The 14,211-nt window shown below is 33.9% G+C and carries 14 protein-coding genes; 6 read left to right on the top strand and 8 right to left on the bottom strand.

Annotation, left to right across the window (positions count from 1 at the left end):
- Positions 1-542: 542 nt before the first annotated feature.
- From IRZ78_RS02070 to IRZ78_RS02060, 3 genes are all read right to left on the bottom strand, one after another.
- Entirely contained in the window at positions 543-872 is a 330-nt protein-coding gene (locus IRZ78_RS02070; protein WP_194614936.1) for a hypothetical protein, read from the bottom strand.
- Between the two features lie 337 nt (positions 873-1,209).
- Entirely contained in the window at positions 1,210-2,016 is an 807-nt protein-coding gene (locus IRZ78_RS02065; protein ID WP_194614935.1) for a helix-turn-helix domain-containing protein, read from the bottom strand.
- A 96-nt stretch (positions 2,017-2,112) separates the two neighbouring features.
- Entirely contained in the window at positions 2,113-3,132 is a 1,020-nt protein-coding gene (locus tag IRZ78_RS02060; RefSeq protein WP_194614934.1) for an SDR family NAD(P)-dependent oxidoreductase, read from the bottom strand.
- A gap of 201 nt (positions 3,133-3,333) precedes the next feature.
- On the opposite strand from IRZ78_RS02060, the gene IRZ78_RS02055 reads away from it, so the two are divergent.
- Positions 3,334-4,326 (top strand): TonB-dependent receptor, encoded by a 993-nt coding sequence (locus tag IRZ78_RS02055; RefSeq protein WP_228520330.1) that lies wholly within the window; start codon positions 3,334-3,336, stop codon positions 4,324-4,326.
- Positions 4,327-4,524: 198 nt separating this feature from the next.
- Here the strand turns inward: IRZ78_RS02055 and IRZ78_RS02050 are convergent, their stop codons facing one another.
- Positions 4,525-5,643, bottom strand: a complete 1,119-nt coding sequence (locus IRZ78_RS02050) for a LytTR family transcriptional regulator DNA-binding domain-containing protein (protein WP_194614933.1) — start codon at positions 5,641-5,643, stop codon at positions 4,525-4,527.
- 319 nt (positions 5,644-5,962) lie between these two features.
- Here IRZ78_RS02050 and IRZ78_RS02045 point away from each other — a divergent pair, with 319 nt between their 5' ends.
- The 4 genes from IRZ78_RS02045 (at position 5,963) to IRZ78_RS02030 (ending at position 8,940) form a co-directional block, all read left to right on the top strand.
- Entirely contained in the window at positions 5,963-6,919 is a 957-nt protein-coding gene (locus IRZ78_RS02045; RefSeq protein ID WP_194614932.1) for a heme-binding domain-containing protein, read from the top strand.
- A gap of 2 nt (positions 6,920-6,921) precedes the next feature.
- Positions 6,922-7,401 (top strand): hypothetical protein, encoded by a 480-nt coding sequence (locus tag IRZ78_RS02040; protein ID WP_194614931.1) that lies wholly within the window; start codon positions 6,922-6,924, stop codon positions 7,399-7,401.
- A 390-nt stretch (positions 7,402-7,791) separates the two neighbouring features.
- The gene (locus IRZ78_RS02035; RefSeq protein WP_194614930.1) at positions 7,792-8,160 is read left to right on the top strand and encodes an STAS/SEC14 domain-containing protein; all 369 of its coding nucleotides are present in this window, start codon (positions 7,792-7,794) and stop codon (positions 8,158-8,160) included.
- 9 nt (positions 8,161-8,169) lie between these two features.
- Positions 8,170-8,940 carry a Ku protein gene (locus IRZ78_RS02030; protein WP_194614929.1) on the top strand — a complete coding sequence of 257 codons (771 nt, stop codon included), beginning with the start codon at positions 8,170-8,172 and terminating at the stop codon, positions 8,938-8,940.
- On the opposite strand, the gene ligD is transcribed toward IRZ78_RS02030, so the two are convergent.
- From ligD to IRZ78_RS02015, 3 genes are all read right to left on the bottom strand, one after another.
- Complete coding sequence (gene ligD / locus IRZ78_RS02025) at positions 8,937-11,489, bottom strand: DNA ligase D (RefSeq protein WP_194614928.1); 2,553 nt, start codon at positions 11,487-11,489, stop codon at positions 8,937-8,939. The two genes, IRZ78_RS02030 and ligD, sit on opposite strands and share 4 nt — an antisense overlap.
- Entirely contained in the window at positions 11,476-11,958 is a 483-nt protein-coding gene (locus IRZ78_RS02020) for a hypothetical protein (RefSeq protein ID WP_194614927.1), read from the bottom strand. Before IRZ78_RS02020 ends, ligD begins: the two co-directional genes overlap by 14 nt.
- Before the next feature lie 74 nt (positions 11,959-12,032).
- Positions 12,033-12,521, bottom strand: coding sequence for a hypothetical protein (locus IRZ78_RS02015; protein WP_194614926.1), 489 nt, complete (start codon positions 12,519-12,521; stop codon positions 12,033-12,035).
- Between the two features lie 297 nt (positions 12,522-12,818).
- Between IRZ78_RS02015 and IRZ78_RS02010 the strand changes: the two genes are divergently transcribed.
- Positions 12,819-13,277, top strand: coding sequence for a response regulator (locus tag IRZ78_RS02010; RefSeq protein ID WP_194614925.1), 459 nt, complete (start codon positions 12,819-12,821; stop codon positions 13,275-13,277).
- 77 nt (positions 13,278-13,354) lie between these two features.
- Here IRZ78_RS02010 and IRZ78_RS02005 read toward each other — a convergent pair whose 3' ends face one another.
- Positions 13,355-14,206 carry an outer membrane beta-barrel protein gene (locus IRZ78_RS02005; protein ID WP_194614924.1) on the bottom strand — a complete coding sequence of 284 codons (852 nt, stop codon included), beginning with the start codon at positions 14,204-14,206 and terminating at the stop codon, positions 13,355-13,357.
- Positions 14,207-14,211 lie beyond the last annotated feature (5 nt).

Here is a 14,211-nt window from a genome sequence, read left to right as displayed (position 1 = left end):
TGCATAATCTGTTGTAATCTGCGAAATCTGGGTGAAAAAAATCTTTTAATCTTTGGCTTTATTTAAACACATAGAAACATAGCTTTTAGGATCGTTTAAAAAGCGTTTTACTTTAAATATTACCGCATAGACCGGTCGTAAAGCTATGTGTGTAAAAATTTTTACGCAGATTTTAAAAAGATTTAGGCAGATGTTTGCAGATGATTATTTTGAATTAAATCTGCATAATCTGTTGTAATCTGCGAAATCTGGGTAAAAAAAAATCTTTTAATCTTTGGCTTTATTTAAACACATAGAGACATAGCTTTTAGGATCGTTTAAAAGGCGTTTCACTTTAAATATTACCGCATAGCTTGAGTCGAATAACTATGTGATAAAATCTAGATTTTTTTAAGCTACCTCTAATCGGAGCGCAGAATCTATGTTTCTATCTGTTTAAAAATTTTCACCCAGATTTTAAAAAGATCTAAGCTGATGTACGTAGATAATATCTAAAATTTAATCTGCTAAAATCTGAGAAGAATATTTAATCCTTTAAAATCTTATTTAGCCTTGTAAAAAGTAAATGCTTTATCAAAAAAAATGCCCTTTAGGCTTTTTATCGGATTAGAATTTTTCTTTCGTTTCATTAAACCAATTTTTAATGTAAGCCAGGACAAATTTGGATGTTGATGATGAACATCATGATTGCTAATGCCAAAACCCATTGGAAACCAATATGTATTAGTCTTGCGTTCTAAAGAAGTTCCCATATGTTCGCACCAATTTCTTACTACTGAAATAAGATTTAAAAGTAAAAGTGTAAGCAGGATAAAATGAAATGGAGGTTTAATAACAATGAACCACATTACACTAAGAGCAATAGAAAGCATAAAATAGATTTTGTTAATATGAGATATCGAAAAATTAGATAATTAGATAATGAGTAAATGAGCGATGGCACACGGATGGCACGGATTCACTTACGCCAAAATGCGGATGTGTGCGGATTTTGTTATTGTTTGATTGCTTTAAACATAGCGAACGGTTTAAACCGTTTGATGCAATCCATGACTGCAATATATACACAACACGATGCCGATATTTTATCACAATCTGTATCCCAAGGTTGAAACCTCGGGCTATGCTAGAATAAATCTTTTTCAAAGTTATAAACTTTGAAAATGATAGGGAAAAATCTAAAAATCTAAAAATCTAAAAATCTAAAATCTAAACCTTCAGCGAGGTCGGTGCATAGCCAAATTGTTTTTTAAAGGCATACGAGAAATGAGATAAATTTTCGAAACCCACTTCGTAATAAACCTCGATTGGTTTTTTCTTGTTTTCGGATAATTGATAATGGGCGAGCTCTAGTCTTTTTTTTGTGAGCCATTTTTGTGGGGTTGTATTGAAGTATTTTTTGAAATCCCTGTTGAAAGTAGATAAGCTTCGGCCGGTTAAATAGCCTAATTTTTCCATTGGCATATTAAACATGAAGTTGCGCTGCATAAAATCTATTAGATCTATTTTGCCGGGTTCATCAAAGTTGGCGAGGATATTATCGATTCCTTTGTCAATTTCTCTAAGAATACTAATGGCTTCGGTGATTTTTAGAGAGGCTAAATTCTCAGGGAAATCGCCTTCGATATCAAAGTAGGGTATTAATGAAGCCAGACAGCTTTCTAATAACGGATGATTGTTATAACTGATAATTTTTTGTTCAGCAATTCTGTTTGCATCTAAATCGATGTTTTTGTAGAATTCCTTCAGGCGTTTGGTCGAAAGATACATTACGACGGTTTTATGTGGCTGACCATTTTTAGGATAGTTGATAATAGTGGCGAGTAAATTTCTGGGAATCAAAAAAATATCCCCTGCCTTGAAAGTAAAAGCAGCGTCGGCCTGAATGATTTTCGTTTCTCCTGATATGAACCAAATCAACATATGATCATCGAAAACCAAATCTGATTTAAAGAACTTATCTTCGTAGCACGAGAGTTTGATATCCTGAGTTAAATATTTTGAGATATGTTCCATTTTGAAATATTATTAATTTTTAACCAGCAGATTTGCTATTTCAATTTATCAAAGATAAGAATCTCTGGTGGCATTTTGTTTTCTACAGTAACGGGATTAATTAATTTCGAATGTGATTCCGGTCATTCTTTCGCTTAAATCCCATAATCTTTTGGCATTATCATGATCTAAAGAATAGGGCTGCACACCGCGAATTGTTGCAGGATCATCAAATCTATGTTCGATATTGCCGAGGTCAAGTTCTGCTATATCCGCATCTTCGCAATACACTCCGCCTATATTATTGAGCATTGGGCTTGTAGCGCACCAGATGGTTGTTGCAGTCCCTTGCGGAATTGTTTTTAGCAAAGCAGCAACCTCAGGTTTCAGGTTGCCATCCTGATCGTGTGTTCCCATTTGTTTGAATAATTCTATGGGTTCTTCTCTCCCTAGATCGGTTCCTAAAACGCTTCCCGGATGTAAAGAATAAGCTCTTACATTGAATTCTTTGGTGCGATTGTCTAATTCTAAAGCAAATAAATTACAAGCCGTTTTAGATTGTCCGTAACCTTGTAACGTGTCATAATCACGATGAAGAAAATTAGGATCATCAAAATTAAAAGGTGCCATTTGATGCCCGTATGAAGATACATTCAGTACTCTCGCTCCGTTTGCTTTTTTAAGGGCAGGAAATAATTGGGCAGTCAATTGAAACTGACCCAAATAATTGGTCACCAATTGCGATTCATGACCGCGATGATCTCTTCGTAATGGCACCCACATAATTCCGGCATTATTAATCAATAGATGCAGAGGTCTGTTTGAAGATAAAAATTTTAAGGCAAAAGCATCAATAGAATCCGGATTCATGAAATCCAACGCTTCTAATTCTACATTGTTGATTCCGTTTAGATTTTTTTCGGCTTTAGCCAAATCTCTTGCGGCAACAATTACGGTGGCTCCGGCGTTCGAAAGTGTTTTGGTTGTTTCTAGACCAATTCCGGTATGTCCGCCCGTTACAATAGCAATTTTTCCGGTAAGATCAATTCCTTTGATGATTTCGTCTGCTGTTGATTTTGCATTAAATCCTGATTGTAAAGGTTTTTGCAATGCTCCCTGATAATTATTTGTTTCCATTTTTAGTAAGTGTTATTTGTTACGGGAGCAAAGTTATAGCGGCATTATTTTTTGAGTTTTGTTTAAAAAGTCAATTTTACTTTGTTTAAAAAGTCATTTGAGACGATCTTCAAACAGGAATAAATTGTATGATTTTGACTTTATGTATCTTCTTTTTACCGGATATATATTTTAAGTAATAAAATTCTTAAAGCCTTGCTATTGTGTGTTTTTAACATTGGTAAACTAAAAAATAGGGTAGTGGCCGGTTTAGATTTTTACAGCCTACGCGCTACACGTAAGGATGCTATTGTAAATATGCCTGTTATGGATTATAAAAAACCGGGAGATGCTTACAATAATTTTAATATAAATAAAGTGGCTCCAATGTTTGCTGATCCTAAGATAAAATTCACGAATTATGTATCGACTAACGAAAATACGTATAGCGCCTACGTTTCGGATGTTTTGAATGTAACAGACAAATTATTAGTAATGGGGGGAATTCGTGTAGATCGATACGAAAATGAAGGAACTTATTACCCAAGTAAAGACTCTATTGCAGGAAATTACAATCAAACGGCATTTTCACCAAAATTTGGAATGGTATATCAAATTATGAAAGACAGGATTTCTGTTTTTGGTAATTATATGAATGGTTTTAGCAACGTTTCGGGTTCTGATTTTAACGGAAACACTTTTAAACCCAATCAGGCGAACCAGTATGAGGGAGGTTTTAAATTTGATTTGAATAAGATATCAGCAACACTTAGCTATTATGATATTCAGGTTACAAACATTACACGCGATGATCCGGATCATATCAATTATTCTATTCAGGACAGAACTCAGGTGAGTAAAGGTTTTGAAGCTGAGTTGATTGCCAATCCAATTTCAGGATTAAATATCGTCGCTGGTTATACGTATAATGATAGTAAATTTGAAAAAAGTAATGCCAACGTTCAGGGATTAAGGCCAACAACAGCGGGGTCTCCAAGAACGGCGAATTTATGGGCGAGTTATAGAATTGTAAACGGTCCCGCGCAAGGGTTAGGTTTTGTTTTTGGAGGTATTTATGGCAGCGAATATTACCAGACCAATACGACGACTTTCAAATTTTCGATTCCGTCCTATACCGTCTTAGATGCTTCACTTTTTTACGATCAGCCCAAATACAGACTGGGTATTAAAGTAGACAATTTAACAAACATTTAAGCTCTTTAGAAAATAAAATTAATCTCGCAATCCCGATGGCTATCGGGAGTTAAGAAGAAAGTTTAAACACAATATTGTTGTTTTTAATGACATTGTATAAACAGTTTATATAAAAGCTCCATAGGAGCGATATATAAATATGTATGGGAGCTTTGGTTTTCTATGAAATATCGGTTCAGCTTTGACTTGAAATATTTCTTATTTATTCAACCATGCTTTAAATTCTGCAGCTTTATTTTTGCTAATGATGATATCGATTGTAGAATTGGGAACAACTTCGATTTTCAACTGATTATTACCGTATTTGAGTATTTTGTCTATTGATTTTATAGCCAGAATAAATTGTCTGTTGGCTCTGAAAAAAGTTGAGTTGTCTAATTCGGTGTAAATTTCTTCGAGACTGTTGTTACTGGTCGAGATTTTTCCGTTTACATCTTTCACGTAAGTGATCGTATTTTCCATGTAGATATAAGCGATTTGTTCTATCTCGAGTGAGACGATTTCGTTTTTAAGATTCGTTAAAATCCTCTTTTTATTCGCAGTAAAACTAGATACTTCCTGAACCTTTAATTGCTCATTCAATTCTAATTTTGATTTGTAACTGGTTAAATCATAATTGAGTTTCGAAAGGCTTAAAACTTCATTTAAAAGGTTTTCATTTTTCTGTTCCAGTTTTCTTTCGTATCGACTTCCAAAAAGGCGAATCATAAAAAAAGAAAGCAAAACAATCAAAGCCCCAGTGCTTATGTACACCAGAATAAAGTAGAATTTTAAATCCTGCACCTGTTTATTGATGCTTTGAAGATTGGCGTGCGAAGCAATAATCCAATCGGTGTTTTTTACCGGATAGAGATAGATAATTTCAGAATCTTTTTTTGGATTATTGTAGTTGCGAATACCGCCGCCTTCGGTTTTGTTTTTTAGATACGAATAAAAATCTTCAGGATTTACTTCGTTATGCGTTGTAGAAATATACGATTCTTCAGGACCCGTCATTCGGCCAATTTTTTCCGGATTAGGATGGCATATTTCTTTTCCTGTTTGATCGAACATGCAAATGAATCCGGTTTGGGTATCGGTTTTTTCAATGCTCTTTTGTACGTTATTAATGATTACCTTTCTATCACTATTTTGTTGTGCTTGTAAAGAAATCAGGTTCGCCATTTCTTTGGCTTCTCTTTTACTGGATTCAATCTGAATTTTTAGAAATTGTTCGGTACTCAGATTGACCAGATAATTCATGCTAAAGTATCCGCAAATGTATACGACAATAAGTAATGATAAAAAAGTGAAAAGATAAAGCTTGTCTTTTTTCATGGGAAAAGTTTGTATTCAAGAGTCAAATTTAATTAATAAATATGGGTTGGGTGTAATTATTTCGATACTAAAAAGAGAATTGGAAATCAATTTCTGTAACTAAGATATCAATATAGAGAAAGCCAAATTCTATTCAATTCTATTTATTCCCTTTTAAGTTCATTTTTTCCCTTTCGCGCATTTTAAGTTGATTTCAGTGGGTTTTCAGTTCTTTATTTGCAGTATGAAATTTCGAAATGATCATTTTTGGTCTGTCTGATTTTGATTTTCAAATTTAAATTGAGTTTAAAGTTTAGCAATTAACCAGAAAAACAACGATATGAAGAAGCAAAAAGTGTATAAAAGAAAAGTCATCGTGATTCCGTTAATAATCTTGTTTTTGATTTTTGCAGGAATACAATTTATTCGTCCCGTAATTACAAATCCACCAGTTACGGGAGATTTAAAAGTACCACATGAAGTACAAACTATTTTAAGAAACTCCTGTTATGATTGTCATTCGAACCAAACCAATTTAAGTTGGTATGATAAAATAGTTCCCGTGTCGTGGTTTGTTGCACAACATATAAAAGAGGGAAGGAGCGGACTCAATTTTTCTGAATGGGATAAGTTATCACCGGCAGATCAAAAGGCAAAACTTTGGGAATCTGTCAATCAGGTTTCTCAGGGAGCGATGCCTTTGCAGAGTTATACATTGGCACATCCTCAGGCAAAACTCTCTCAAAAAGATATAAAAGTGCTTCAAAATTATATTTGGAGTTTAAGAGTGAATAATAAACCTCAGGATACATCTAAAATAAAGGCTTTGAATGATCAATCGAAAGAATTAAAAAAGGTTGAAAATTCAGTTAAAATACCAAAGACACCAAACGGGATTGCTTACATATCCGATTATAAAAACTGGGCTGTTGTAAGTACGACGCAACGTATGGATAATGGAACAATGCGAATTATCTACGGAAATGATATTGCTATAAAAGCGATTAAAGAAAAGAAGATTAGCCCTTGGCCGGACGGTTCTATTTTGGCTAAAGCGGCTTATGATGAAATTGAAGATGAGGATGGCAATATTTCTCAGGGCGCTTTTAAGCAAGTAGAATTTATGATTAAGGATCATAATAAATACAAGAAAACTTTCGGCTGGGGATTTTCGCGTTTTAAAACAACAGAACTGATTCCGTATGGCAAGAGAGCCGATTTTGTAATCGAATGTATGAATTGCCACAAGCCTATGGAAAAAAACGATTATGTATTCACACTTCCAATACGTCATTAAATATGAAAACAATACTCTATTTTACAGGAATTCTTTCTTTGTTTTTTCTTTTCTCCTGCTCAGATAAAGCGAATGAAAACGCTTTGAATAAAGAGGCTTCATTACCGGATGCAATGCTGGATAATGTTTCTGGTTTGCAGGTCATCAATTCTTCGATTAACAACAAAACACACACAACATCATTGCTGTATGGAAATCAAATGGCAATTGAAAGAATTAAAACAAACAGTTTCCATCATCAAAAAGGAGAAAAATTAGTATGCATTACCTGGCATCAAAAGTCAGATCCTAACTGGATTGGGGCCATTATTCCGGGAAAATTAGTATCGCTTGAAATTTTGGAATCCAATGTAGAAAAAGAACGTTTAATCTATAAAAAATACGAAGGAAACAAAATGGAACTACAAAAAGATACTCTTGGTAATGCTTATCGAATAAGTCTTTTACTTCAGCAAAAAAAGGAAATTGTGCCTCAATTATAAATCTGCTGAAATCGAAGCGAGACATTTGTAATACTTTAGAAACCAGCTAGAAGTGTTAGGTTTTATTGACGATGCTGCAATGGCAAAATGATTTAAAAGGTAAATTAGAAGCTCCGAAGTCATAGATTTTGGAGTTTTTTTCATGAAGTTTTATTGGTAAAACCTGTTAAGTATAATGAATTCTTTCACGCAGATTTTTAAAAGATTTAAGCTATTATTATCTACATTAAAATCTGCGTGAAAAAATCCTTGTAAGTGGTGACTGTCACTTGTGTTATTGGAGTTTTGTAATCTCTACCCATAATCGTGTAAAATTTCTGACTTGATCCTGATTAATTTTAATCCTCTGTAAAAGAAATTATTACAACAACAATTCAAGCTATAATCATTATGATACATAAAATAGAAACAGCCAAAAATTTAATTGCTTTTAGGGCTTTGGGTCAGGTAACAACAGCTGATTTTAAGAGCGTTGTGCTTCCTGAATTAGAAGGATTATCAAAAGAATCAAATGAAATTAATTTTTTATTTGCGCTAGATACAGATGTTCAGAATTTTACTGAAAATGTCTGGTTCCAGGATGCTGTTTTGGGATTACAACAATTTGAAAACTGGAACAGGGTAGCGATTGTCTCAGACTCTGAAGAAATGAATTTTAATGACGGATTTACTTTTAATAGCACGGGTGAATTACGTGGTTTTAAAAAGCTAGCTTTCAATAAAGCCCTGAAATGGGTCGAAGGAAATTCAATTTTATAAATTAAAGTTATGAGAGCAATTTGGACAGGATCGATTAGTTTTGGGTTAATCAATATTCCCATTAAAATTTTTTCTGCTGTGCAGGAAAGCAGTATTGATATGGATATGCTGGATGAAAAAGATCATGCCAACATCAAATTCAAGAGGGTAAATGAAAATACGGGAAAAGAAGTCGCGTATGCCAATATTGTAAAAGGGTATAAAATAGACGACAAATATATAATTCTTGAAGATGCTGATTTTGAAGCCGCAGATGCTGAGAAAACAAAAACGATCAACATTCAGAGTTTTGCGTTAGAAAAAGAAATTAATAGCATTTACTACGAACAGCCGTATTATCTTGAGCCTGACAAAGGCGCCATGAATGCTTATGCTTTGCTAAGAGATGCGCTTGAAGCATCAGGTAAAGTAGGGGTAACGAGTTTTGTTTTGCGTAACAAGGAAAGCCTGGCCATTTTAAAACCATATAAAAATGTGATTCTTTTAAACCGAATTCGTTTTGAACAGGAAATAAGAGATACATCAGAATTAAAACTGCCCGCAGCGTCTAAGAAAGCCACGAAAGAAATGGATATGGCCGAAAAACTGATCGATCAGCTTACGGAGAAATTCGATATCAGCGCTTATAAAGACGAATATACCGCCAAGCTTATGCAAATTATAAAGAACAAAGCGAAGGGTAAAAAACAAGCTGCACCAAAACTTAAAGTTGTTCACAAACAAAGCGACGATTTGATGGCGATGCTAAAAGCAAGTCTGGAAAAAAAGAAATCCTCTTAATGAGGATTTTTGTTTTCCAGTTTGTGTAATATCTTTTTAATATTAGCACCTTTTCCTAAAACGGGCTGCCATAAATCTCCTTTTTTCTCAAAACGTTTCAGCACATTTTTGATAGTAAATTGGGATGGATGCAGTTTCGAATTTACTTCGCTCCATTCTAATGGGGTCGAAACTGTTGCTCCCGGCTTAGGCCTTACAGAATAAGGCGATGCCAGAGTTTGCCCGCGTCGGTTTTGTAGATAATCAATATAAATTTTATGGTTTCTTTTTTTGATACTTCGTTCTAAAGAGGTTGTTTTGGGTAAACGCGAATGAATTTCGGTAGCCAGTAATTCGCCAAAGATTTTAATAGAATCGTAATCGTATTGCGCGCCTAGCGGAATGTAAACGTGTAATCCGGTAGCGCCTGAAGTTTTGCAATAACAATCGGTTTCGAGTTCATCGAGAACTTCTTTTACGGTTAGAGCCGTTTTTACAACTTCTGCAAAGTCATCTTTTTCAGGATCAATATCAATCACAAGCCAGTCCGGATTTTCGACGTGTTTGATTGTAGAATTCCACGGATTCATTTCGATGCAGCCCAAATTGGCCATATAAAGCAAAGTTGCCCTGTCATTACAAATCAGGTAATTGAGATATTCTTCATTCGATTCTGAAAAGATTTTTTTGGTTTTGAGCCAGGACGGAACTTTATCAACATCGACATCTTTTTGATAAAATCCGGGCGCATTGATTCCGTTAGGAAAACGATTCATAGATTGCGGACGATCTTTAAGATAGGGAAGAATTAAATCGGCTACCTCATTATAATACTGTACAATTTCTCCTTTGGTAATACCATCATCAGGAAAATAAATCTTGTTTTGATTGGTCAAATGCAAAGTAGTTTTTCCTATTTTTAAATCGTAATCGTTTTCTGTTGAGGGAGTTGGTTTCTCTTTCATGGTATCTTCTTTTACATCTTTTTCGATTGCATTATTTGATTTAATATTAGATGGAACAAAAACTTCCGATGCTTTTTTATCTATTCTTAAACCCAGATATACAGGATGTCTTAAATGCTTGTCATTTGTCCATTCTGAGAATTTAACCTGACAGACCAGCTTTGGTTTCACCCATTGAATTTCATCCCTTAGTGCAATTTTTTCGCTAAGCGGAGATTCATTCACAAAATGCGGCTGCAGTTTTGTATACAACTCTTTTAGGGTCGAATCTGTAAAACCGGTTCCGCACTTTCCTATAAACTGAAGCCTTTTGCCGTAATATTGCCCCAGTAAAATGGCTCCAAAATATTTTCTGGATTTTTTGGGTTCGGTAATTCCAATAATAATGGCTTCTTCTTCATTCGAAATTTTAATTTTAAGCCAGTAGCTGCTTCTTTTATTGGGGATATAAGTACTATCGGCTTTTTTGGCAACAATACCTTCGCCTTTATTTTTTATCGAAAGATCGAATTGTTTCAACCCTTTCTCTACGGTATGTTCTGAGTAATAAATATTTTTAAAATCATATTTATTGAATAAAGTTTTAAGCAGTTCCTTTCTTTCGAGCAGTGATAAATCAGTGATGAGGTTTCCATCTAAATTAAGAAGATCAAAAACATAATATTTCAAAGTTCCAAAACCTGTTTTCAGATAGTTTTGAAGTAGCTGAAAATTGGCTTTTCCGTTTTCGTCTTCCACAACAATTTCACCGTCTAAAACTGCAATATGATCTATTTTTTGTAATTCATCTGCTATAGGTTTAAAATTGGCATTAAAAGATAATTCATTTCGGCTAAATAATTGTATATCAGCAGGATTAATTACAGAAATCGCCCTGTAGCCATCGTATTTGTTTTCGAATACCCAATTACTGTCATCAAACGCTTTTTCTTTGGTATTGGCTAACATGGGTTTGATAAAAACGGCAGGCGTTTCAGTTGAGGAATGATTTTTTCTTGAAGCTTTTTTTTCATTTGCTTTCTCATCCATTTTTTTGGATTTTTTTTCTAATTCTTCCAGAGTCCTTTCAGATATAACCGATTTATTTTTATTTAAGATATCACTTTCTGTAGCATGAGGATCGTGTTTTTTTATGAGTAACCAGGCATTTTCCTGTTTGCCTTTTAGTTTGATTAATGAGAATTCTCCTTTTAGTTTTTTTCCTTTTAAAACAAAACTTAAATGACCTTTTTTAAGATCTGCCAATAAGGTTTTTTCAGGGTTTGGCGTTGGTTCATCTGGCGTATAAGTACCATTATCCCAAACAATAACATTTCCGGCACCGTAATTTCCTGCGGGAATTGTGCCTTCAAAATCTTTATAACTATACGGATGATCTTCGACCATCATTGCCAAACGTTTATCATCAGGATTCATAGACGGACCTTTAGGAATCGCCCAGCTTTTCAGCACACCATCCATTTCTAATCTAAAATCGTAATGCAAATGCGAAGCTGCATGTTTTTGTACCACAAAAATCAATTGGCTTGCCGATTTTTCGACTTTACCTTTTGGTTCCTGAGTTTGTTTAAAATCTCTTTTTTGATTGTATTTAGACAGTGACATGAGCGTTTGTTAAGATTAAAACAGTTAATGAAAGAGTATAAATACCTGTTGCAACAAGACCGAAAATGATATGGGCGAGAAGCAACTGAAAATAATAGCCTTTAAAATCGATTTTAGGTTGATGATCACTCATTTTAAACATAATCATCCAGCCAATAATGCCAATGATTCCGCTAACAAAACCCAGTAAAAAGGCCGTTAGAAAAGAAATAGGTAAAATGTCGTTTACCCATAAAAAATAATAGGCCAGGACAAAAAGGAAACCTATAAAATAATGCAATAACCAGGCTAATGTTTCTTTTACCTTATTGGATAATTCGAGTTTGAGTTTGCTTAACATAAAAGTTAATAAAACGGGTTCTTTGTACAATTCCCGAAAACTTGCTGATACAATATAACTGAATAAAGTCATGGCCGTTGTGGCTGCGATTGTAACAATTATTAATTGAAAAAAAGTATAGATATCCATGATAAGCTGATTTGATTTATGAGAAATAAAATAAACCATTCACGAGAGAATGGTTTATCTGAGCAAAGCTTTTATTAAAACTCTCTGGGTTTGTTTACGGGATCTTTTTCTTCAAGATCCTGATCGATATCGTATTCCTGATCGAGTTCGTCCTGTTTTAATTTTTCGGTAGTGAAACTGTCCGGCTCACGATCATTTTCGTCATAATCTTCTATAAGATCATCATCTAAATCACTTTCGTCAAGCTCTTCGTCGAGATCATCTTCTTCAAAATAATCGTCGTCTTCATTTTCTCTGTCCAGTGCATCTTCGAAATTATCATCTAAATCATCCGGATCTTCCTCTTCATTTAAAATTTGATAGTCATGATAATCTCCTTCTTCATCCATTCGTTTCTGATATTCATCAACATAACTTTCGTTGCTATTGTAACTTGAAGCATAGATATCATTTTGTGTGGTATCAGATTCTAAGCGAGTCTCATCTTGCTGTGGCTGCAAAATGCGATCGTCCTTGATGTAACTTCCATGAGTTTGTCTTGTTTTATGGTTTGAAGTATTCATAGCTATTTGATATTAAATTATTAGATAATCAAAATGTATTTTCCTGATTCTAAATGTGTAACTCAAAATTAGTTATGAAGTAGTGGTATTTACTTATAAAATTTGAAACAGTAATTATATAATTAACAGCATTTTAGCTTTTAGCAAAAGAAATCCTTAACCATATTGCGGTAAATGAAAATTATATAAGGAGAAATGAAGATTTTGTAAGTAATTTTCGCTCAATTTTTAAAATATTTGAATAGAATAAACTCCATGAAGTAGCGCACGTGCAAACCAGAATTTAAACTTATTGTTATGAATAAAAAAGGACCTATAGTTGTAATAGAAAATAAACAGGAAGACCGTAAATTATTTATTGAGGTTTTTAGTGAACTCAACTACGCGAACCCAATTCTATATTTTAATACTGCCGAAACGGCTTGTAATTATATGCTTCGCCATCAGATTAAACCTTTTTTGGTGTTTTCTGATATTGTACTATTGAATGTTATGAATTATAAAGTAATGGAAACGAATCCGGATAATAATGGAGTAGGGACGATATTCAATTGTCCGTACTTGTTTTTTACCACATTATTTGAGCAGAGTTTTGTAATCGATCCTTATTCTTTGCCTACTCATAGTTATTTTGTGAAGCCTTTTGACTATGATAAATTCAAGCAGGTTATCAAGACGATTATAGAATATTGGCATGAACCAAAATCTATTGCCCAGTATAATAAGATCGAGATTAAAGCAGTTAAAATTGAATAAAAAAAAAACCATTCGCCGCAACGAATGGATTTTTTTTATTACTACTGATGAGCTTATCTCACTGATCAAATTTTGATTTATCGAATAGCATATCTTAGTTTAAGCCCATAAGAAACCAATCTGATATCATTTGAAATAGAAGTATCAAGTACGCTGTTGTATTGCAGCTGCACAGGTAATTCCGGATGGTATTGTACCAGATTTTTGCTTCCTTTATTATCATAGATATTATTTAATCCGTAGTCTAAATAAAGTCCGATGTAGATAGCGCTGTGATCCCCAATTTTTTGTTTCAAACCAGTTTCGAATGTAGCAGAATAAGACACCTCTGTATCCAGATCCTGTTTACTTGTTTTTAAGTTGTTTACATTCTTAAACCCGGCAAATGACGGGCTGAACAGCTCTACATTATATTGCGGATAATAGCCGCTTGTAGTAAGGTTCTGGAAAGTACTTTCGTAACTTCCGGTGGTAGCAAAACCTATTTTAGCTCCTGCTGCAAGATATAATTTTGTAGCGCCGGGAGTTTCAAACTGAATATTAATTGGAATATTAACGTATCCTAATTTTTGTTGCTCTCTTAAATTTGTTGCTTTGTATCGAAATTGAAAAGCTTCATTTTCAGCATCAACAGCGTTATATTGTCCGCCATAAAATCCATATTTCACATCAGAACTGTAAGTTTGATATTCGGCACCAATACCAATACTTAAACCTTCATTTAAGTAATATGAATATCGAATTCCTGCATTTATTCCGTTTCCGGGTACTAGCTCTCCGCCATTATTAGATTTTAGAAATGAAAACGGTCCTCCCACAGCTATTGATAATTCCTGCTTTCTATCCTGACCGTAACTGTTTAGGCAAGATCCTAAAACTACTGTAACGATGGATATTGATGTTATATAGTTTCGTATATATTTTTTCATCTTAT

Origin of the sequence: Flavobacterium sp. CSZ, assembly GCF_015350725.1 — a bacterium.
Lineage (GTDB): Bacteria > Bacteroidota > Bacteroidia > Flavobacteriales > Flavobacteriaceae > Flavobacterium.
The sequence above is the reverse complement of the archived record's forward strand: the minus strand, read 5'-3'. Positions and strand labels throughout refer to the sequence as shown.